Here is a 19,507-nt window from a genome sequence, read left to right as displayed (position 1 = left end):
TACCACTCAAACACGCGTCGCGATGACGTATTCCGGGATGAACTCCGAGTCGCCGGGCCCGGTCCGTCGCCGCCTGCCCAGCCCCATCGCACCCAGCAGCTCGGTGATGCTGCGCCCGGCCGTCTCCCAGCCATTCGACGCCAAATATTCTGGCACGTAATGGTATTCGCCGGGATAGGTCAGGCTGGCCAGGTCGACGTCCAGGCCGCGCTGCCGCCAGCCGTCAACGAAGGCGCGCTCGGCCCCGAGCTGCAACGGATTCCAGGTCGGCATGTGATCGGCGGTGAACCGGCTGCCCGCCGCGCTCGAGGCGGTGACGCCGTCCAGCAACTGATTGTGCTCGTCGGGCGGTAGATACCCGACGAGCAGCTGCTCGGCGACCCAGACCGTGGGCTGGGCGGCGTCGAACCCGACCCGCCGCAGCGCGGCCGGCCAATCCTGTTGCAGGTCAACGCCGATCGCACACCGGTGGGCGGCCAATTGGGCGTCCAGCCCCCGCAAGACTCCGGATTTGAAGTCGAGCACCTGCGGTTGATCGATCTCATAGACCGTGGTCCCCGGCGGCCACCACAGCCGGTACGGCCGGGTGTCCAGACCCGACGCCAGGATCACCACCTGGCGGATGCCCGCCCGGCCGGCGTCGGCCAGGAATTCGTCGACGAACCGGGTGTGCGCCGCCAGCGCGTCCATCAACGCCGTCATCGCCGGGTCGTCGCCGTCGTCCTCAGCGAACACGTGGTCCTTGATCGCCCGGGTGAGGTAGTCGATCCCGACGGCGCACAGCAGCGGCTCGGCGAACGGATCGTTCAGCAGGCCTTGGTTGGTGGCCACCGCCCGCGCGGCCGCTCCAAAGGTTGCGGTCACCGCCACGTCGGCCGTCTGCGCCATGGTCGCCTCAGACGCCGGAGCGACGCCGCAGGGCCAGCCCGGCGGCCACTCGCCAGCCCAGCAACAACAGCGCGGTGACCGTGGCCGCCACCACCACGAAGCTCGCCGCCACGCCCGCGGAGGTCGCCTTGCGCAACAGCATGCCGACGACCACGGTGGACAACCACACGACGACCCCGGTCGGCACCACGGCGGTCGGCCGCCGCCACCCGCGGGAGATCAGCCACCCGACCACGGTGCCGGTGAGAAACGGCCACGCCGTCACGGCGATGCCGCTGACGTTGAGGCCTTCGTCGTGACTGCGGCGCCCCAGGGCGCAGAACACCAGCACCCCGATGACGTCCACCGCGAGCCAGGCCGGCCGCTGGAGCCTAAGCATGCAGGCAGACTACCGGGGCGCTGCGCGATCCTTGACCGCGCAGCCGCGGTGAACCTAGATTCGTCGGAAATGAATTCTCATTCACAGTCCGGCTTGGCGGTGGTGACCGGCGGCCCGACGATGGCAGGCTGATCCCATGAGTACCAAGACGCCACCCGCCTTCGACCGCGACGACCCGCTCGGCCTCGACGCCTCGCTATCCAGCGACGAGATCGCGGTGCGCGACACCGTCCGGGAGTTCTGCGCCGAGCACGTCCTGCCGCACGTCGCGGAGTGGTTCGAAATCGGTGACCTGCCGGTCCGCGAACTGGCCAAGGGATTCGGCCAACTCGGCCTGCTGGGCATGCACCTGGACGGGTACGGCTGCGGCGGCGCTTCCGCCGTGCACTACGGGCTGGCCTGCGTGGAGCTGGAGGCGGCCGACTCCGGCCTGCGATCGATGGTCTCGGTGCAGGGATCGCTGGCGATGTTCGCGATCTGGAATTTCGGGTCCGAGGAGCAGAAGCAGCAATGGCTGCCCGGCATGGCCACCGGTGAGCTGCTCGGCTGCTTCGGGCTGACCGAACCCGACGTCGGCTCCGATCCGGCCGCGATGAAAACCCGGGCGCGCCAAGATGGTTCGGACTGGGTGCTCAACGGCCGCAAGTTGTGGATCACCAACGGCTCGGTCGCCGACGTCGCGGTCGTCTGGGCCGCGACCGACGACGGCATCCGCGGCTTCGTCGTGCCCACCAAGACACCGGGGTTTTCCGCCAACACGATTCACCACAAGCTGTCGCTGCGGGCCTCGATCACCAGCGAGCTGGTGCTCGACGACGTGCGGGTGCCCGCCGAGGCGATGCTGCCCGAGGCCAAGGGGCTGCGCGGGCCGCTGTCCTGCCTGTCCGAGGCCCGCTACGGAATCGTCTGGGGCTCCATGGGAGCGGCCCGCTCGGCCTGGCAGGCCGCGCTGGATTACTCCACGCAACGCACCCAGTTCGGCCGCCCCATCGCCGGCTTCCAGCTGACCCAGGCAAAGCTCGTCGACATGGCCGTCGAGCTGCACAAGGGTCAGCTGCTGTCGCTGCACCTGGGCCGCCTCAAGGACAGCGTCGGGCTGCGTCCCGAGCAGGTCAGCTTCGGCAAGCTCAACAACACCCGTGAGGCGATCAAGATCTGCCGGACCGCACGAACCATACTGGGCGGCAACGGAATATCGCTGGAATATCCCGTCATCCGGCACATGGTCAACCTGGAATCGGTGCTGACGTACGAGGGCACGCCGGAGATGCATCAGCTCATCCTCGGCCAGGCATTCACCGGCAGCGACGCCTTCCACTGACAGGAGTATCGATGGCCGCACGCCTGCGGTACACGTCCGAGCATCACCAGTTTCGACACCTGGTAAGCGATTTCGTAAAACAGACGGTCGTGCCCAATCACGAGAATTGGGAACGGGACGGCCAGTGGGATCGCTCGCTGTTCGTCGAGGCCGGCAAACTCGGGCTGCTGGGCTTCTCGGTGCCCGAGCATCTCGGCGGCCCGGGCGTGTGCGACTTCCGCTACAACGCGATCGTGATCGACGAGCTGCAGCGGGCGGGTGCGGCCGCCGAGGCCATCGCCTTCACGCTGCAAAACGATGTGGTGCTGCCCTATCTCACCGATCTGGCCACGCCGGAGCAACAGCAGCGCTGGCTGCCCGGCGTGGTCACCGGCGAGACGGTGCTCGCCATCGCGATGACCGAACCCGGCACCGGCAGCGATCTGGCCGGAATCCGCACGACGGCCGTGCGTGACGGTGACGACTACGTCGTCAACGGCGCCAAGACGTTCATCTCCAACGGACAGATCGGCGACCTCTTCGTCATTGCGGTGCGCACCTCGCCGGACCGCCACCACGGGCTGTCGCTGCTGGTCGTCGACCCCGCCACGCCCGGCTTCTCCCGCGGCCGCAACCTGGAGAAGATCGGCCTGCACGCCCAGGACACCAGCGAGCTCACCTTCACCGACATGCGGGTGCCGAAGGCCAATCTGCTCGAGGAGGAGGGCAAGGGCTTCTACCAGCTGATGAAAAACCTGCCCCAGGAGCGGCTCGCGCTCGGGGTGGGGGCGGTCGCCGCCGCCGAAGGCATCCTGGCCGAAACCCTCGACTACGTGCGTGACCGCACGGCGTTCGGCTCACCGATCGCCAGCTTCCAGAACAGCCAATTCGTGCTCGCCGAGCTGGCGACCGAAATCGACATCGCGCGTACCTATCTCGACGACTGCCTGGCCGAGCACCTGGAGGGTGAGCTGACCGCCGCGCGCGCCGCCCGGCTGAAGTGGTGGACCACCGACCTGCAGGTGCGCACCGCCGACCGCTGCCTGCAGCTGCACGGCGGGTACGGCTACATGCGCGAATACAGCGTGGCCCGCGCCTTCGTCGACGCCCGCATTCAGACCATCTACGGCGGCACCAACGAGATCATGAAGACGATCATCGCCAAGGACCTGGGCATCTGAGGGTGTGATGGTCACCGATTACAGCGAGCTGCCCGTCGAGGAGGCGGTACGTGCGGCCCGGGCCGGCTCGCGGCGCCGTCAGGTGCTCGATGCCGCGGTCAAGGTGATGGGCCGCAACGGGTTTCACCGGATGTCCATGCAGGATCTGGCCGCCGAGGCCAACGTCAGCGTCGGCCTGATCTACAAGTACTTCGGCAGCAAGGAGGACCTGCTGCTCGCGACCATCGTGCGGATCCAGGACGTGTTCCGCGATCAGCTGGCACCGGTCATCCAGGCCGCCGGCGACGACGTCGTCGACCAGTTGACCGCGGGCGTGCGCCGCTACATCGAGATCGTCGACGAGAACCTCGACGGCGTGGTGCTGACCTACCGGGAGAGCCGCACCCTCGGGGCGCCGGGTCGCGCCCAGATCAAGGACCTCGAAATCGCCACCGCCGCACCGCTGCGCGCGGTGATCGAGGCCGGCATCGCCCAGGGCGTCTTCCGCCGCGTCGACGTCGACCTCACCGTGTTCGACATCATGCTGCTCGCGCACGGCTGGGCGCTCAAGCACTGGCACTTCGGCCCGATCTACAGCATCGACCAGTACATCGCGCTGCAGACCCGCCACGTGCTGACCGGGCTGATTGCCGACGACCGCCGCACCGACTACGCGCACGTGCTGAAATAAGGGTCATGAGAATCACCGCCCGCCCGATTCGCAGCATGGTCGCGCTGCTGGCCCTGGGCGCCGCCGCCGGGATGCCTGCGGCGGGCGCCGATTCCACGCTGCCCGCGATGACCTCCAGCGGCGCCGGGCCGGTCATCGGCGGCGGCTCGGCCGCCGAGCAGGGAATCTCGCAGCAGCTCTTCAGCTTTGGCAACCCTAATGCGGTCCAGGAGGTGGACGGCTCGGACGCGGCGCAGTTCATCACGGCCGCGTCCGGTGCCGCCAACCAGCAGCTCGCGAGTCCCTTCGCGCTGCTGCGCCGGGCGCTGACCTGCCAGACCAACAACGCCGGGTTCGGCGCCCGCGCCTACCGGCGCAACGACGGGCAGTGGGGCGGCGCGATGTTGGTCGCGGCCAAGAGCGCCACCCCGAACGTCGACAGCCTGGTCGCCTGCGCCAAGACCAACTGGCGCAGGAGCGCGGCGGGCGGCGAAGCCGCGATGTGCGACAACGGCTGGACCACCCCCACCTCCTACGAAAGCCGCCGCGGCGAGACCTATTACATCCTGCTCGCCGGCACCGCCGCCGACTTCTGCAGCGACCTCAATGCCAAGTACAAGAGCGACGCCAACGCGTGGCCGTTCTAGGCCGAGGTGAGGTGCCGCCGAGCGGACGGTGAAACCGATTGCCCGCTTGACGGTTTCACCGCGACGTGGCCGCCGCCGATTTGGTCGCCGATTTGAATTCATATCCGGCGAGCGCGCACCGCCGCCGAGCGGCGAGAAATTAGCGTCCCAATATAGCCACGCCGACTTGGCCGCGCAGGATATTTCCATTTCTTGCCGGCGCACGATTTTGCTGAAATTCCATTCGTGCCGAGTCGGCCGCATCGCGCCGGCGATCTTGACCCATCTGTTTGACGAATCGCGCGGCGATATTCGCGAAATCCCTTATCTACGAGTCATTGAGCACGTAAGCTAACCGACGTCGGGCATCAGACAATCGTCTCCCAGACGAAGGGGGTTCTTATGTCACGTCGTACCGGCAAAATTGTCCTCGCCTTGGTCCTCGCTCTCGCAGCACCAATGACCTCGGCGTGCACGGTTCCGCTCGTTATCGATTGCGGACCCGGTTTGACCTGCACCGGATAGCAGTGCAGTAACCGAACGGGCCACATCGTAATTTGCGCCTTTTCGTTCGGATACACCTTCGCGTATAGCGAAGTCCAACAGGTGACCGGCCGGAGTCGCGACACGGGTCGCTGATCCAGCGCGACTTCGGCCGGGATCCTGTACCACACAAGGCCTTTCGGGCGGCCATCGGCCTATGCCCCCGCGTGGGCCGATGGCCGTGCGGCGCCTTGGCGCCCGCACATCGGCGAGAAGTGCCCAGACCCGATTCCGTGCAACGGCTTTCGCCACGTGGGATCCCTTCGGCCGCTTGTGGTTGCCGCGCGCGGCGCTCCGGTGTTCGGAGGATGCCTCGCCTTTCTCCCGGGTGGCGTCGTACGGTGGACATGCGCTGGGAGGATTTACCCCAGGCCCACGCGTGAAGAAGGGACAGGCATGTCACGCCATCGTGTCGTCATCATCGGAAGCGGCTTCGGCGGACTGTCCGCGGCCAAGGCGCTCAGGCGCGCCGACGTCGACATCACCGTGATCTCGAAAACGACCACGCACCTGTTCCAGCCGCTGCTGTATCAGGTGGCCACTGGAATCCTGTCCGAGGGCGACATCGCCCCGACCACCCGACTCATCCTGCGCCGCCAGCAGAACGTGCGGGTGCTGTGGGGGGACGTCTCGGCCATCGACCTCACCGCGAATACGGTCAAATCCCACCTGATGGGCATGGAAACGGTGACACCCTACGACAGCCTGATCGTGGCCGCCGGCGCGCAGCAGTCCTACTTCGGCCACGACGAGTACGCCGCCTTCGCGCCCGGGATGAAGAGCATCGACGACGCGCTGGAGTTGCGGGGCCGCATCCTCGGCGCGTTCGAGGCCGCCGAGGTCGCCATCGATCCGGCCGAGCGCAAACGCCGGCTGACCTTCGTGGTGGTCGGGGCCGGGCCCACCGGCGTCGAGCTGGCGGGCGAGATCGTCCAGCTGGCCGAGCGCACGCTGGCCGGGGCATTCCGGACGATCACCCCCAGCGAATGCCGCGTCATCCTGCTGGACGCGGCGCCCGCGGTGCTACCGCCGATGGGTATCAAGCTCGGCCTCAAGGCGCAGCGGCGGCTGGAGAAGATGGGCGTCGAGGTCCAGCTCGACGCGATGGTGTCCGCGGTCGACTACATGGGTATCACGATCAAGGAGAATGACGGCGGCGAACGCCGCATCGAATGCGCGTGCAAGGTGTGGGCGGCCGGCGTCCAAGCCAGCTCGCTGGGCGCGATGATCGCCGAGCAGTCCGACGGAACCGAAACCGACCGCGCCGGAAGGGTAATCGTCGAACCCGACCTCACCGTCAAGGGACACCCCTACGTCTTCGTGGTCGGCGACCTGATGTCGGTGCCCGGCGTCCCCGGCATGGCGCAGGGCGCGATCCAGGGCGCCAAATACGCGGCCACTCTCATCAAGCAGGCCGCCAAGGGCCACGACAATCCGGCCGAACGCAAGCCGTTCAAGTACGTCAACAAGGGCAGCATGGCGCTGATCTCCCGCTACAGCGCCGTCGCGCAGGTCGGCAAGGTGGAGTTCGCCGGATTCGTCGCCTGGCTGGCCTGGCTGCTGCTGCACCTGTACTACCTGATCGGCCACCGCAACCGCATTGCCGCCATGTTCGCCTGGGGCATCTCGTTCCTGGGCCGCACCCGCGGCCAGATGGCCATCACCAGTCAGATGATCTACGCCCGACCGGTGGTCGACTGGCTGGAGCGCCAGGCGCAGGACGGCACCCTGGCGGCGGCCGAGCACGTCGACTCGGCCGAGAAACAGGCCGGCTAGCTGAGCGCCCGATCGATGTCGGCGATCAGATCGTCGGTGCCTTCCAGCCCGACGGAGATGCGCACCACGCCGTCACCGAGCCCGATCGCAGCGCGACCCTCCGGGCCCATCGCCCGGTGCGTGGTGGTCGCGGGATGCGTGACAAGGGATTTGGCGTCGCCGAGATTGTTCGAGATGTCGATCAGCTGCAGTTTGTCCAGCACCTCGAAGGCCCGCGGCTTGGCCGCGCTGTCCGGGCAGTCGAGCGCGAAGGTGATCACCGTTCCCCCGCCGGACATCTGGCGCTTGGCCAGGTCGTATTGCGGGTGCGAGGACAGATACGGGTAGCGGACCCAGCTCACCGCCGGATGGCTCTCCAGGAATTCGGCGATCCGGAAGGCCGAGGAATTGCTGTGCTCCACCCGGACCGCCAGCGTCTCAAGCCCTTTCACCAGCACCCAGGCATTGAACGCGCTCATCGCCGGGCCGGTGTGCCGCATCAGCTTCTGCACGGGGCCGTCGATGTACTCCTTGTCGCCCAGAATGGCCCCGCCGAGCACCCGGCCCTGACCGTCGATGTGCTTGGTGCCGGAGTACACCACCACGTCCACCCCGAGCGGAATACCCTGCTGCAGCAGCGGTGTGGCAAAGACGTTGTCCAACACCACTTTTGCGCCCGCGGCGTGGGCAAGCTCGCACACCGTGGCGATGTCCACCAGCGACTGCATCGGATTCGACGGCGTCTCGAAGAACACCGCGGTGGTGGGTACCGACAACGCCTGCTCCCACTGCGCCAGGTCGTCGCCGTCGACGAAGACGGTTTCGACACCCCAGCGCGGCAGGATCTCGTTGCACACCACGAAGCACGAGCCGAACAGGCTGCGCGAGGCGACCAGCCGGTCCCCCGCGCCCAGCAGCGCGCCCAGCGAGGTGAACACCGCGGCCATGCCGCTCGCGGTGGCGAAGGCCGCAGGCGCCCCTTCGAGCAGGCGCAGCCGCTCCTCGAACATCGTCACGGTCGGGTTGCCGTAGCGCGAGTAGACGAAGTGGTCCACCTCGCCGGTGAACGACTGCTCCGCGATCGCCGCCGTCTCGTAGACGTAGCCCGACGTCAGATACATCGCCTCGGCGGTCTCGTCGAATCCCGAACGCAACAGCCCGCCGCGCACGCCGATGGTCGCCTGGCTGACTCCCTCAGGCAGCGCCGCGGGCATGCGAACGGAGTCGTCGTCGGCTGGGGTCATCGCCGGTTCAGCCCTGTTTCCACGGCAACCCGATGGCGCGCCAGCCCGTCTCACCCCGGTGGCCGTTGGCATCGAGCTGGCCCTCGAAGCCGTCCAGGATGTTGTAGGCCGGCGTGATGCCGAGCTCAGTCGCGACCTCGGCGGCGCCGATGGAACGGTGTCCGGAGCGGCACAGGAACAGCACCGGCCGCTGCGCGTCGGCTTCGGCCGGCGCCACCTGCTCGCGCAGCTGGTCGCCGAAGTTCGCGTTGTGCCGTCCGTCGGACGAATTCCACTCCAGGAACAACACCTCACGGCCGAGGCTGGACAGATCGGGCACACCGACGAATCGCCATTCGGCGTCGGTCCGCACGTCGACCAGCACGGCGTTGGGGTTGTCGCTGAGCAGCTTCCATGCCTCCAGGGGAGAGATGTCGCCGGCGTAGGAGTGTGCGCGATCTGTGCTCATGCTCGTATTCCCTCGTTGCTCGTTGTCAGCCACCCTATCCGCGCCCGAGCGGTCAAGCCCCGGCCGGATTGCCCCCGTACCCGCAGCGATACCTGACCTGCGATGGTATCGAGGCCGTCGCCGTAGCCCGCTGGGGGCCGGTGGATTCGGGCGAAATGCCGCGCGGGTTCAGCCGTGCGACTCCGGCGCGGCCAGCCGGCCGGCGACCTGGCCGGCGCGCTCGCGGGCCGCCGCCACCTCCGGCGCGGTCGCCAACGCCCGGAAGCCGCGCCCGAGCACGCGCAGATCACTTTCGGGCACGCTCAGCGCGCGGGTCAGCGCAGCGGGGTCATGGGAGTCGACCAGGTCGATGGCGCGGGCGGCGGCCGGCGACACCATCATGGTGTCCACCGGCAGGCCGAGGATGGTGCGGGCCTGCAGTTCGAACGCCGAGAGCCGCTGGCTGCGCAGCGTCACCCAGGCGCTGTCGGTCGGGCGTGACGTGACGTCGGCGAAGTACACCTCGTCGCCGTTGATCATCAACTCGACCGCGAAGACGCCGCGCCCGCCCAGCGCCTTGACGATCCGCGCGGCGATCGACTTCGCGGCGTCCGTCGCCGCCGCGCTCATCTCCTGGGGTTGCCAGGATTCCAGCACCTGTCCGCCGGAGCCGCGATGACCGATGGGCGAACAGAATTCGATCGCCGGCCCGGCCGGGCCTTCACTGCGCACCGCCAGCAGCGTCACGTAGAACTCGACCTCGACCACGGTTTCGGCCAGCACCCGCGGCTGTCCGGGACCCGCGTGGGCGCCGATCGCGCGTTGCCACGCCGGCCCGAGGTCTTCGCGCCGCGCCACCACCGACTGCCCCGGCCCGGTCGGCCCGGCCACCGGCTTGACCAACAGCGGGTATCCGGCGTGCGCACCCACCGCCTCGAGTTCGCCCAGCGACCCGGCGAACCAGAACGGCGCGGTGGGCAGCCCCAACTCGTCGGCGGCCAGCCGGCGCAGGCCCTCGCGGTCGGCGCTGAGCCGCACCGCGCGGGCGCTGGGCACCAGCTCGGTGTGGTTGGCGCCGGATCCGGTGGTCAGGGCGTCGAGGGCCCCGGCGGCGACGGTGTCGCTCGCGGTCACCACGAAGTCGGGTTGCAGCCGCTCCAGCGCCGCGGACAGCTCGGCGGTGTCGGTCAGCGGGAGCACCAGGGCCTGGTCGGCCACCCCGTGCGCGGGTGCGTGCGGGTGCGCGTCGACGGCGATCACCCGGGCTCCGAGGCGCCCGAGGTCGATCGCCAGCTCCCGGCTGATCTCGCCGGAACCCAGCAGCACCACCGTCGGCCTGCCGTCGGAGGGCGCCTCCGGCCGGGCTTCGGCGCGCGCGGGAGGTTGCTGGGGCACGACGAGCGCCGTCGTTTCGTCGTCCCGTCCGTCGGTCACGGGGTCAGTCACGGCTCAAGGATAGGTCGGTTCCGCACGTGCCCGGCCCACCTCAGGGCTGGCCTGGGAGTAACTGCACCATCAGGCCGTTGGCCTCCGCCAGCAGCGCTCCGTCCCCGTCGACCAGTTCCGCGGACACGAACGCTTTGCGCCCCTCGGTGCCGGTGACCCGTCCGCGCACCACCAACGGCGCGTCGATCGGGGTGATCTTGCGGTAGTCGACGTGCAGGAACGCCGTGCGGCTGATCGGCCGATTCGAGGCGTGCGACACCATCCCGAACATGTGGTCGAACAGCAGCGGCAGCACGCCGCCGTGCACCGCATGGTTGCCGCCGACGTGGAACCGGGTGAAATGGCCCCGCATCTCGCAGCCGTCGGGCTCGTAGCGCGTCAACGTCCACGGCGGCAGCAGCAGACTGCCCATGCCGGGCAGGCCCGGCGTCCGCCCGGCCGGCGCGCGGCCCTCCACGGCGGCTTGAAACGGGCCCAGCAGGTCCGTCAGCGCCGCGACGCGGTCGGCCGCGTCGTCCCACATGGCGTCGTCGGGGTCGGCCGACACGGCGAGGTCCTGCAGCCGGCGCATGGCCGCCACGAACCGCCCGAAGCCGGGCCCGGGGTTGGCCACCCCGTATTCGGGAAAGCCGCCGTGATGTTCGTATTCGGGGTCTAGGTCTTTGGGATCCTGGGCGGCGTCCGTCACGGGCGGGCCGCCAGGACGTCGCGGCGAACGATGGTCTGTTCGCGCCCGGGCCCCACGCCGATGCACGAAATATGCGCTCCGGCAAGCTCTTCCAGCCGCAGCACGTAGTCGCGTGCCTTGGCGGGCAGGTCGTCGAACTCCCGGGCGTGCGAGATGTCCTCCCACCAGCCGGGCAGTTCCTCGTAGATCGGTTCGGCGCGCGCCAGATCGCTCTGCGTCATCGGCATCTCGTAAATGCGCGCCCCGTCGATCTGGTAGCCGACGCACACCGGAACCGTCTCCAGGCTGGACAGCACGTCGAGCTTGGTCAGGAAGAAGTCGGTGATGCCGTTGACCCGGGTGGCGTAGCGGGCGATGACGGCGTCGAACCAGCCGCAGCGCCGGCGCCGGCCGGTGGTGACGCCGAATTCGCCGCCGGTCTTGGACAAGTATTCGCCGTTCTCGTCGAACAGCTCGGTGGGGAACGGGCCCGAGCCGACGCGGGTGGTGTAGGCCTTGAGGATTCCCAGCACCGCGGTGATCCGGGTGGGGCCGATACCCGAACCCACGGCCGCGCCGCCCGCCGTCGGATTCGACGATGTCACATAGGGATACGTGCCGTGGTCCACGTCGAGCAGGGTGCCCTGCGAGCCTTCCAGCAGCACGGCCTCGCCGGCCTCGAGCGCTTGGTTGAGCAGCAGGCGGGTGTCGGCGATGCGGTGCTTGAAGCCCTCGGCCTGCTCCAGCAGGGCCTCGACCACCTGGTGGGGATCCAGCGCCTTGCGGTTGTAGATCTTGACCAGGATCTGGTTCTTGAGCTCCAGCGCGGCTTCGACCTTGTGCGTCAACACTTCCCGATCCAGCACGTCGGCGACCCGGATGCCGATGCGCGCGATCTTGTCCTGGTAGCAGGGGCCGATGCCGCGGCCGGTGGTGCCGATCTTCTTGTTCCCCATGTAGCGCTCGGTGACCTTGTCGATGGCCACGTGGTAGGGCAACAGCAGGTGCGCGTCGGCGGAGATGAGCAACTTCGAGGTGTCGACACCGCGGTCTTCGAGGCCCTTGAGCTCGTCCAGCAGCACGCCGGGGTCCACCACCACACCGTTGCCGATGACGTTGGTGACACCGGGGGTGAGCACCCCCGACGGGATCAGGTGCAGCGCGAAGTTCTCCCCGGTGGGCAAGACGACGGTGTGCCCGGCGTTGTTGCCGCCCTGGTATCGCACCACCCACTGAACGCGCCCACCGAGCAAATCGGTGGCCTTACCTTTGCCCTCGTCGCCCCATTGGGCGCCGATGAGGACGATTGCCGGCATGACACGCTCCCACCTGATCTCGCCTGCGTATTGTGGTCCAGCCGGTGACCCACCCTAGCCTGGCGACCATGCGGGCCGCCGGTGGCCGGCTGAGGAGCCGGGCAAATCAGCTTAAGCCAGGACGTGGCGAGACCGCTGTGACACAGCCGGGAAAGGCGGGCGCCGGGTGCGGCGACCTCACCCGTACGGCGCCGCGACCGGAGCGCTTGCCTGCGCCGGTGGCTTGGCCGCGCATACGCCGGTCCTGGTGGACGCGTCCAGCATGAGGCACAGGCCGTTGGCGCCACGACCGTTCTTCGGGCCCGACCAACCTGGATGCACCGGTTTCCCGTTCCAGCTGATCAGCGTCCAGCCATCGTGGGGGCTGCCCTGGATCACGACGATGCCCGTGTTGGGCAGCGGGTCGAAGAGCAGGAGCAACGGATCGGGGTTCTTGACGCTCATCATCGTCCCGACGCCGATGGCGAATTCGCTGGAGAACGCCACCTCGGTGATCCTGCCGTTCGTGCCGCGGACCGGGTTGGCAAGGGCACTGCCATACATCGTCTGGAGCACGTCGTTGAAGCGGCCGACGTTGGTCGCGGCATTGCCGTACACGGTGTCGAGCGCACCGTCGAAACGCCTGCGGAATTCGAACCCGTTGGAATCGGTGGAGCCGGGAGCCAGCATCGGCACGATGCGTAGCCCGAGCATCCACGCGACCGGCGCCAGCAGGTATGCGAGCCCGCCGAGGCTGACCTGCGGCTGGCCGTTGAAAGCGCCGGCGTCGATCTCGTTGAGCCCCGGCAACACCTGCGCGTTCATGCCCAACGCGGAAGCCAACGGCGCCGCGGTCTGCTGCGTCCTGACCAGCTGCGAGGCGAAGATCCCGGCGACCGGGCCCTTCGCCGCGAGAACGCCGGCGACGGTCTGCGCCTGTTGCTGACCGAGCGCGGTAAGCGATGCTCCGGGCGGCGCCGTGTCGATCAGGCTTGCCGCATTGGCTGTTGACTGCCCGTGTCGCACCAGGTCGATCACGATCGATTCGTCCGCCGAGGCTGTCCCAGATGCACTGCACAGCAGGACGATCGAAAGCAGCACGGCGCCAACGCGGCACAGCGGCTTGGTCAGCACCGGACGCGCGTGGGGCCGGCGCCCGACACGAGCAATGCGGTTCGCGCGGTTGACAAGATGGCGGTAAATCGGCGAATGGTAGTTCTCCGTTCCCTCAACCACTCGTGGCGGGATTCCGCGCAACGTCGGCCCTGTGGCAGGAGTAAAGTATCCGGTTGTTTGCCGACAGCGTTGCAACAACTTTCATAGTCGACACCATGTTGTGACCGTGTCGTTATGGCGAGATCTTTCGACGTCGCAATTCATGTCCGGCCAGAAATGTTGGAACACAACGGCATTGGCTGCTTCTCGATTGGATATACTGTGACACAAGGAGATCGAGCAGCCGCGATACTTCTGTTCGGCCAACGGCGCACCTACCGACCGTTGCGGGGCATGCAAACCCACCCGGTCGCCGGTGAAACCGATATCGATGCCGCGATCGGCCCATACCGGCGGCTGATCGTGCTGGGCGGCGACGCCGAACTGGCCGCGGTGCTGACCCGGCTGCTGCGTGCCGAGCGGCTCGACCTCGAGGTGGCCTACGTGCCGCGCCGCCGCACCCGGGCCACCCGGATCTACCGCCAGCCGGCCGGATTCCGGGCGGCGCGGCGGGCCCGGCGCGGTGCGGCGCGGCGGGTGACGCTGATTCGCGACGAGACCGGGTCGGTGGTCGTGGGGCGGGCCGGCTGGGTGCCGGCGGATGGCGCGCGGTCGATCCACGGCGAGGCGGTGGTCGACGACACCACGTTGTTCGATGGCGACGTCGAACGCGTGTGGATCGAGCCGACCCCGTCCGCGCCCGGCCTGCGGGCGGCAGTCGCCGGCCGTGGTCTCGGCCGCCTGTGGCCCCGCTGGGTCACCGGGCGCGCCGCCCAGCTCGGCAGCACGGGCGTCACCGTGGTGCGTGACGGCGTCGCCGTGCCGCGCGCCGCGCGCCGCTCGGCGTTCTACCGCAACATCGAGGGCTGGCTGCTGGTCGGCTAGTTTCGATCGGTGAGCTTCCCCTCCTCCCGGCACGAATCGGTACGGCCCAGCCCGATCTTCCTGGGCCTGATCGCGCTGACGGGTGTCGGCGCCGCGCTGGCCTGGTCGGCCGGGATCAGCACCCGGCCGCTGGCTTATGCCGGAGTGTTCGTCTTCGTGATCGCCGGCTGGCTGGTGTCGTTGTGTCTGCACGAATTCGGGCATGCGGTGACCGCCTGGCGGTTCGGCGATCACGATGACGCCGTGCGCGGGTACCTGACGCTGGACCCACGCCGCTACGCCCATCCCGCGCTCTCGCTGGTGCTGCCGATGGTGGTCATCCTGCTGGGCGGCATCGGCCTGCCGGGCGCGGCGGTCTACGTGCGCACCTGGTTCATGACGCCCGCCCGGCGCACCATGGTCAGTCTGGCGGGCCCGGCGGCCAACCTGGTGCTGGCGGTGCTGCTGCTCGCGGTGACGCGGTTGTTCTTCGACCCGGCGCACGTGGTGCTGTGGTCGGGGGTGGCGTTCCTCGCGTTCCTTCAGCTCACCGCCGTGTTGCTGAATCTGCTGCCCATCCCGGGCCTGGACGGATACGACGCCCTGGAACCGCACCTGAGTCCCGAGACCCAGCGCGCGCTGGCGCCGGCCAAGCAGTGGGGCTTCGTCATCCTGCTGTTCTTGCTCCTGGCACCGGTGCTCAACCAATGGTTCTTCGGCGTCGTGTTGTCTTTGTTCGACGTGTCCGGCGTGCCGGACGTCCTGGTGAGTTGGGGCAACGCGCTGACCCGCTTCTGGAGCCGCTGGTTCTGACCCTTGCCATATATGCGTTATTACGCATATATTTCGCGTCATGGGCGCAGGCCACAACCACACCCCCGCCGAGACGGACGACGCTCGGCTGATCCCGCGCATGATCACGGCCGCAGCGATTCTGGCGGCGTTCTTCGTGGTGGAACTGGTCACCTCGCTGCTGATCAACTCGATCGCCCTGCTGGCCGACGCCGGCCACATGCTGACCGACGTGGTCGCCGTCTTCATGGGGCTCGCCGCCGTCACGCTGGCCCGCCGCGGCAGCGCGTCGCCCGCCCGCACCTACGGCTGGCATCGCGCCGAGGTGTTCACCGCCGTCGCCAACGCCGGGCTGCTGATCGGCGTGGCGGCGTTCATCCTCTACGAGGCCGTCCAGCGTCTCAGCGAAGCTCCCGCCGTCCCCGGCGTGCCGATGATCGTGGTCGCGCTGGCCGGGCTGGCCGCCAACTTCGTCGTCGCGCTGCTGCTGCGTTCCCATTCGTCGGGCAGCCTGGCGGTCAAGGGCGCCTACATGGAGGTCGTCGCCGACACCGTGGGCAGTCTGGGCGTGCTGATCGCCGGTGTGGTCACCGTGACGACGCACTGGCCCTACGCCGACGTGGTGGTGGCGGTGCTGGTCGCGCTCTGGGTGTTGCCCCGGGCCGTCGCATTGGCCCGCGCCGCGCTGCGGATCCTGTCCGAATCGTCGCCGACCCACATCGACGTCGAGGAACTGCGCACCGCGCTCGGCACCGTGGACGGGGTGATCGACGTGCACGACCTGCACGTGTGGACGCTCTCCCCCGGCAAGGACATGTGCACCGCGCATCTGATCAGCGTCGGCGACTCCGCGCGGGTGCTGCATGACGCGCGCGCGGTGTTATCGGCGCGTGGGCTGGAGCACGCCACCGTTCAGATCGACTGCCCCGACGACACCGATTGCTCGGACAGCTTCTAGCGCGTCAAAGCCCGAGCGCCGGGCGCGCCTCGGGGTCGCAATCGTCGAGCAGGTCCAGGCAGCGCGCGTACTCGTCGGTTTCGCCGATCGTGTCGGCGGCGCGCGCCAGGGCCGCCACACACCGCAGGAAGCCGCGGTTGGGTTCGTGCGAATACGGCACCGGGCCGAAGCCCTTCCAGCCGTTCCGGCGCAGCTGGTCCAGGCCGCGGTGATAGCCGGTGCGCGCGTAGGCGTAGGCGGTGATGGCCTGGTCGTCGGCCAGGGCCTGCTCGGCCAGCGCCGCCCAGGCCACCGATGCCGTCGGGTGCGCGGCCGCGACGATGCCGGACTTCTCACCGGCCAGCAGTTCCGCCTCGGCATCGGCATCTCCGGGCAGCAGGATCGGGTCGGGCCCTAGAAGATCTCCCATCGGCGTCATGGCTCTATTCTGCAGCTCGCTCCTTTTGCCCGCGTGACGCACCTCGGCCATCGCCCCGAGCCGGGTGTTCGGTCGCTAAGCTCTGCAACTACCCCACGAAGCGGGAGGACAGTAGTACTCATGCCCAACCCATCCGAACCCGACCGCGGCGGCACGCCGAAACGGCCCGGGTTCGACCCACGCGAGTCTCGCAACGAACCGAGCGACGAGTGGGGGGCCGAGTCCGGTCCCGAAACCGGAGACGACGCCACCGAGAGCGTCCCCATGGTCCCCAGCGACTCCGAGACCGAGACCGTGGTGATCAACAGACCCGACCCGCACAGCGGCCCGCAGGAAGTACCGGGCGGGCCGCAACGCGAACGTCGCTTCACCGCGCCGGGCTTCGACGCCAAAGAAACCGCGATCATCTCCACAACGGCGGAGCCCGCCACCGAGGTCTTCGCGACGACGCCGGGACAGGACGCCACCGCCCAGTTCGGGATCCCACCGAAACCCGCTGTCCCGCAATCGATCCCGCCCCGGCTCGGCGGAAAGTTGCGCACTTCCCGCCAGATCAACTGGGGCTGGGTCCTGGCGCTGGTCGTGATCGTGCTGGCGCTGGCGGCGATCGCGATCCTGGGCACGGTGCTGCTCACCCGGGGCAAACACACCAACGTGTCGCAGGAAGACCAGGTTCGGCACACCATCCAGAACTTCGACGTCGCGATCCAGCGGGGTGATCTGACCACGCTGCGCACCATCACCTGCGGCACCACCCGCGACGGCTACGCCGACTACGACGAGCACGCCTGGGACGAGACCTACCGGCGGGTGTCGGCGGCCAAGCAGTATCCGGTGATCGCCAGCATCGATCAGGTGGTGGTCAACGGCCAGCACGCCGAGGCGAACGTGACCACGTTCATGGCCTACGACCCGCAGACGCGCTCCACCCGCAGCATGGATCTGCAGTACCGCGACGACCAGTGGAAGGTCTGTCAGTCCGCCAGCGGCTAGCCCGCGCCGAGTGACTTTCCGGCACAGTGCAGGTCGGTGCAGGCCTGGACCACCCGTTCGGACATCGACGCCTCGGCCTTCTTGAGGTAGCTGCGTGGGTCGTAGACCTTCTTGACGCCGACCTCGCCGTCGACCTTGAGCACACCGTCGTAGTTGGCGAACATGTGACCTGCGATCGGGCGAGTGAACGCGTACTGCGTGTCGGTGTCCACGTTCATCTTCACCACGCCGTAGCGCAGCGACTCCTCGATCTCCGACGTCAGCGAACCGGAACCGCCGTGGAAGACGAAGTCGAACGGCTTGGCCCCCTCGGGCAGCCCCAGCTTGGCCGCGGCCACCTGTTGGCCCTGGGCCAGGATGTCGGGCCGCAGCTTGACGTTGCCGGGCTTGTAGACGCCGTGGACGTTGCCGAAGGTGGCGGCGAGCAGGTACCTGCCGTGCTCGCCGTGGCCCAGCGCGTCGATGGTCTTCTCGAAGTCGTCCGGCGTGGTGTAGAGCTTGTCGTTGATCTCGTGGGCGACGCCGTCCTCTTCCCCGCCCACCACGCCGATCTCGATCTCGAGGATGATTTTGGCGGCCGCCGCCTCCTTGAGGAGTTCCTGCGCGATCGTCAGGTTCTCATCGATCGGCACGGCCGAGCCGTCCCACATGTGCGACCCGAACAGCGGATCTCGGCCCGCGGCCACCCGCTCGACCGAAATCGCCAGCAGCGGGCGGACATAGGCGTCCAGCTTGTCCTTGGGGCAGTGGTCGGTGTGTAGCGCAACGTTGACCGGGTACCTGTGCGCAATGGAACGTGTGAACTCGGCCAGTGCCACCGCACCGGCCACCATGTCCTTGACGCCCAGCCCGGACGCGAATTCGGCACCACCGGTGGAGAACTGGATGATCCCGTCGCTGCCCGCATCGGCGAAGCCTTTGATGGCCGCGTTCACCGTTTCCGACGAGGTGCAGTTGATCGCCGGGAAGGCATACGAGTCGTCCTTGGCGCGTCGCAGCATCTCGGCGTAGACCTCGGGCGTGGCGATGGGCATCAGACACCTCCTGACGGCTCCTCCTACCCAACCACGGATGCGTGGTCGGCAGCCACTCGGCGAACCGGCGCGGGGGTTAGCCCGGCCTTTGTGCGGGCCAGGGTCGTTTCGCCGGTATGTTGAGGGATCATGAGCACCGCCGTGACGGCCCTGCCCCACATCTTCGACCCGATGTATTGGTTGGGCGCCGACGGCGTCTTCGGGTCAGCGGTGCTGCCCGGCATCCTGGTCATCGTCTTCATCGAAACCGGGCTGCTGTTTCCGCTGCTGCCCGGCGAGTCGCTGTTGTTCACCGGCGGCCTGCTGGCCGCACACCCGAACCCGCCGGCCAGCATCTGGGTGCTGGCCCCCGCCGTCGCGACCGTGGCGATACTGGGCGATCAGACCGGGTACTGGATCGGCCGGCGGATCGGCCCGGCGCTGTTCAAGAAGGAAGACTCCCGGTTCTTCAAGAAGCACTACGTGACCGAGTCACACGCCTTCTTCGAGAAGTACGGGCCCTGGGCGATCATCCTGGCCCGGTTCGCGCCGTTCGTGCGGACGTTCGTCCCGCCGGTCGCCGGGGTGTCCTACATGCGCTACCCGGTGTTCCTGGGCTTCGACATCGTCGGCGGCATCCTCTGGGGCGGCGGTGTGACGCTCGCGGGCTACTTCATGGGCAACGTGCCGTTCGTGCACCACAACTTGCAGAAGATCCTGCTGGCCATCCTGATCGTCTCGCTGATGCCGGCGTTCATCGCCGCCTGGCGGAGCTACCGGGGACGCAAGCACGCGCCGAGCACAGCCGACCGGGAATCCGAGCGGTTGCCGGCGGCCGAGTAGCCGGCCGCGCG

The 19,507-nt window shown here is 68.4% G+C and carries 21 protein-coding genes; 11 read left to right on the top strand and 10 right to left on the bottom strand.

Annotated features, from left to right (window positions below; translation table 11 throughout):
- Positions 1–6: 6 nt before the first annotated feature.
- Together A5760_RS11515 and A5760_RS11510 are read right to left on the bottom strand one after the other, a co-directional pair.
- The gene (locus A5760_RS11515; protein WP_064880742.1) at positions 7–888 is read right to left on the bottom strand and encodes an SAM-dependent methyltransferase; all 882 of its coding nucleotides are present in this window, start codon (positions 886–888) and stop codon (positions 7–9) included.
- Positions 889–895: 7 nt separating this feature from the next.
- Positions 896–1,267 carry a DUF3054 domain-containing protein gene (locus A5760_RS11510; RefSeq protein ID WP_064880740.1) on the bottom strand — a complete coding sequence of 124 codons (372 nt, stop codon included), beginning with the start codon at positions 1,265–1,267 and terminating at the stop codon, positions 896–898.
- A gap of 136 nt (positions 1,268–1,403) precedes the next feature.
- Here A5760_RS11510 and A5760_RS11505 point away from each other — a divergent pair, with 136 nt between their 5' ends.
- From A5760_RS11505 to A5760_RS11485, 6 genes are all read left to right on the top strand, one after another.
- Entirely contained in the window at positions 1,404–2,588 is a 1,185-nt protein-coding gene (locus A5760_RS11505; protein ID WP_064880738.1) for an acyl-CoA dehydrogenase family protein, read from the top strand.
- Positions 2,589–2,599: 11 nt separating this feature from the next.
- Complete coding sequence (locus tag A5760_RS11500; protein WP_064880736.1) at positions 2,600–3,748, top strand: acyl-CoA dehydrogenase family protein; 1,149 nt, start codon at positions 2,600–2,602, stop codon at positions 3,746–3,748.
- Between the two features lie 7 nt (positions 3,749–3,755).
- The gene (locus A5760_RS11495) at positions 3,756–4,418 is read left to right on the top strand and encodes a TetR/AcrR family transcriptional regulator (protein ID WP_064880734.1); all 663 of its coding nucleotides are present in this window, start codon (positions 3,756–3,758) and stop codon (positions 4,416–4,418) included.
- Between the two features lie 5 nt (positions 4,419–4,423).
- Complete coding sequence (locus tag A5760_RS11490) at positions 4,424–5,044, top strand: hypothetical protein (RefSeq protein WP_064880732.1); 621 nt, start codon at positions 4,424–4,426, stop codon at positions 5,042–5,044.
- 28 nt (positions 5,045–5,072) lie between these two features.
- Complete coding sequence (locus A5760_RS26660) at positions 5,073–5,378, top strand: hypothetical protein (protein WP_155764303.1); 306 nt, start codon at positions 5,073–5,075, stop codon at positions 5,376–5,378.
- 584 nt (positions 5,379–5,962) lie between these two features.
- Positions 5,963–7,342, top strand: a complete 1,380-nt coding sequence (locus A5760_RS11485) for an NAD(P)/FAD-dependent oxidoreductase (RefSeq protein WP_064880730.1) — start codon at positions 5,963–5,965, stop codon at positions 7,340–7,342.
- Here the strand turns inward: A5760_RS11485 and A5760_RS11480 are convergent.
- The 6 genes from A5760_RS11480 to A5760_RS11455 form a co-directional block, all read right to left on the bottom strand.
- Positions 7,339–8,565: an O-succinylhomoserine sulfhydrylase gene (locus tag A5760_RS11480; protein ID WP_064880728.1), complete on the bottom strand. Its 1,227-nt coding sequence runs from the start codon at positions 8,563–8,565 to the stop codon at positions 7,339–7,341. The genes A5760_RS11485 and A5760_RS11480 overlap by 4 nt on opposite strands.
- A gap of 7 nt (positions 8,566–8,572) precedes the next feature.
- Positions 8,573–9,013: a rhodanese-like domain-containing protein gene (locus A5760_RS11475; RefSeq protein WP_064880726.1), complete on the bottom strand. Its 441-nt coding sequence runs from the start codon at positions 9,011–9,013 to the stop codon at positions 8,573–8,575.
- Positions 9,014–9,181: 168 nt separating this feature from the next.
- Entirely contained in the window at positions 9,182–10,438 is a 1,257-nt protein-coding gene (purT, locus tag A5760_RS11470; RefSeq protein ID WP_064880724.1) for a formate-dependent phosphoribosylglycinamide formyltransferase, read from the bottom strand.
- 40 nt (positions 10,439–10,478) lie between these two features.
- On the bottom strand, positions 10,479–11,126 hold the full coding sequence (locus tag A5760_RS11465) for a PaaI family thioesterase (protein ID WP_064880722.1): 648 nt from the start codon (positions 11,124–11,126) through the stop codon (positions 10,479–10,481).
- Positions 11,123–12,421 (bottom strand): adenylosuccinate synthase, encoded by a 1,299-nt coding sequence (locus A5760_RS11460; RefSeq protein ID WP_064880720.1) that lies wholly within the window; start codon positions 12,419–12,421, stop codon positions 11,123–11,125. The genes A5760_RS11465 and A5760_RS11460 overlap by 4 nt, the downstream gene beginning before the upstream one ends.
- A 177-nt stretch (positions 12,422–12,598) precedes the next feature.
- Positions 12,599–13,534 (bottom strand): histidine phosphatase family protein, encoded by a 936-nt coding sequence (locus A5760_RS11455; RefSeq protein WP_064880719.1) that lies wholly within the window; start codon positions 13,532–13,534, stop codon positions 12,599–12,601.
- A gap of 375 nt (positions 13,535–13,909) precedes the next feature.
- On the opposite strand from A5760_RS11455, the gene A5760_RS11450 reads away from it, so the two are divergent.
- Genes A5760_RS11450 through A5760_RS11440 form a run of 3 tightly spaced genes read left to right on the top strand, consistent with a single transcriptional unit; the run spans position 13,910 to position 16,229 of the window.
- The gene (locus A5760_RS11450; RefSeq protein ID WP_231122613.1) at positions 13,910–14,500 is read left to right on the top strand and encodes a peptidase M50; all 591 of its coding nucleotides are present in this window, start codon (positions 13,910–13,912) and stop codon (positions 14,498–14,500) included.
- A 9-nt stretch (positions 14,501–14,509) separates the two neighbouring features.
- On the top strand, positions 14,510–15,292 hold the full coding sequence (locus tag A5760_RS11445) for a site-2 protease family protein (protein WP_064880717.1): 783 nt from the start codon (positions 14,510–14,512) through the stop codon (positions 15,290–15,292).
- 40 nt (positions 15,293–15,332) lie between these two features.
- Positions 15,333–16,229, top strand: coding sequence for a cation diffusion facilitator family transporter (locus A5760_RS11440; protein WP_064880716.1), 897 nt, complete (start codon positions 15,333–15,335; stop codon positions 16,227–16,229).
- A gap of 4 nt (positions 16,230–16,233) precedes the next feature.
- On the opposite strand, the gene A5760_RS11435 is transcribed toward A5760_RS11440, so the two are convergent.
- A complete protein-coding gene (locus A5760_RS11435; protein ID WP_064880714.1) occupies positions 16,234–16,647 on the bottom strand; it encodes a DUF3151 domain-containing protein in 414 nt (137 codons plus the stop codon).
- Positions 16,648–16,767: 120 nt separating this feature from the next.
- Between A5760_RS11435 and A5760_RS11430 the strand changes: the two genes are divergently transcribed.
- Entirely contained in the window at positions 16,768–17,640 is an 873-nt protein-coding gene (locus tag A5760_RS11430; protein ID WP_064880712.1) for a hypothetical protein, read from the top strand.
- On the opposite strand, the gene fbaA is transcribed toward A5760_RS11430, so the two are convergent.
- Positions 17,637–18,674 (bottom strand): class II fructose-bisphosphate aldolase, encoded by a 1,038-nt coding sequence (fbaA, locus tag A5760_RS11425; protein WP_064880710.1) that lies wholly within the window; start codon positions 18,672–18,674, stop codon positions 17,637–17,639. The two genes, A5760_RS11430 and fbaA, sit on opposite strands and share 4 nt — an antisense overlap.
- A gap of 129 nt (positions 18,675–18,803) precedes the next feature.
- Between fbaA and A5760_RS11420 the strand changes: the two genes are divergently transcribed.
- On the top strand, positions 18,804–19,496 hold the full coding sequence (locus A5760_RS11420; protein WP_064880708.1) for a DedA family protein: 693 nt from the start codon (positions 18,804–18,806) through the stop codon (positions 19,494–19,496).
- The last annotated feature ends 11 nt before the right edge of the window (positions 19,497–19,507 follow it).

This window comes from Mycobacterium colombiense, from assembly GCF_001665835.1.
GTDB classification, from domain to species: domain Bacteria; phylum Actinomycetota; class Actinomycetes; order Mycobacteriales; family Mycobacteriaceae; genus Mycobacterium; species Mycobacterium colombiense_A.
This window is presented reverse-complemented; position numbering and strand designations above follow the sequence as displayed.

What these genes read in the sequence shown, in the direction of transcription:
- A5760_RS11510 (WP_064880740.1), bottom strand. Translation starts at nt 1,267, where the DNA reads ATGCTTAGGCTCCAGCGGCCGGCCTGGCTCGCGGTGGACGTCATCGGG.
- A5760_RS11440 (WP_064880716.1), top strand. Translation starts at nt 15,333, where the DNA reads ATGGGCGCAGGCCACAACCACACCCCCGCCGAGACGGACGACGCTCGG.
- A5760_RS11500 (WP_064880736.1), top strand. Translation starts at nt 2,600, where the DNA reads ATGGCCGCACGCCTGCGGTACACGTCCGAGCATCACCAGTTTCGACAC.
- A5760_RS11515 (WP_064880742.1), bottom strand. Translation starts at nt 888, where the DNA reads ATGGCGCAGACGGCCGACGTGGCGGTGACCGCAACCTTTGGAGCGGCC.
- A5760_RS11480 (WP_064880728.1), bottom strand. Translation starts at nt 8,565, where the DNA reads ATGACCCCAGCCGACGACGACTCCGTTCGCATGCCCGCGGCGCTGCCT.
- A5760_RS11430 (WP_064880712.1), top strand. Translation starts at nt 16,768, where the DNA reads ATGCCCAACCCATCCGAACCCGACCGCGGCGGCACGCCGAAACGGCCC.
- A5760_RS11485 (WP_064880730.1), top strand. Translation starts at nt 5,963, where the DNA reads ATGTCACGCCATCGTGTCGTCATCATCGGAAGCGGCTTCGGCGGACTG.
- A5760_RS11420 (WP_064880708.1), top strand. Translation starts at nt 18,804, where the DNA reads ATGAGCACCGCCGTGACGGCCCTGCCCCACATCTTCGACCCGATGTAT.
- A5760_RS11495 (WP_064880734.1), top strand. Translation starts at nt 3,756, where the DNA reads ATGGTCACCGATTACAGCGAGCTGCCCGTCGAGGAGGCGGTACGTGCG.
- fbaA (WP_064880710.1), bottom strand. Translation starts at nt 18,674, where the DNA reads ATGCCCATCGCCACGCCCGAGGTCTACGCCGAGATGCTGCGACGCGCC.
- A5760_RS11475 (WP_064880726.1), bottom strand. Translation starts at nt 9,013, where the DNA reads ATGAGCACAGATCGCGCACACTCCTACGCCGGCGACATCTCTCCCCTG.
- A5760_RS11435 (WP_064880714.1), bottom strand. Translation starts at nt 16,647, where the DNA reads ATGACGCCGATGGGAGATCTTCTAGGGCCCGACCCGATCCTGCTGCCC.
- A5760_RS11460 (WP_064880720.1), bottom strand. Translation starts at nt 12,421, where the DNA reads ATGCCGGCAATCGTCCTCATCGGCGCCCAATGGGGCGACGAGGGCAAA.
- A5760_RS11490 (WP_064880732.1), top strand. Translation starts at nt 4,424, where the DNA reads ATGAGAATCACCGCCCGCCCGATTCGCAGCATGGTCGCGCTGCTGGCC.
- A5760_RS11450 (WP_231122613.1), top strand. Translation starts at nt 13,910, where the DNA reads ATGCAAACCCACCCGGTCGCCGGTGAAACCGATATCGATGCCGCGATC.
- A5760_RS11505 (WP_064880738.1), top strand. Translation starts at nt 1,404, where the DNA reads ATGAGTACCAAGACGCCACCCGCCTTCGACCGCGACGACCCGCTCGGC.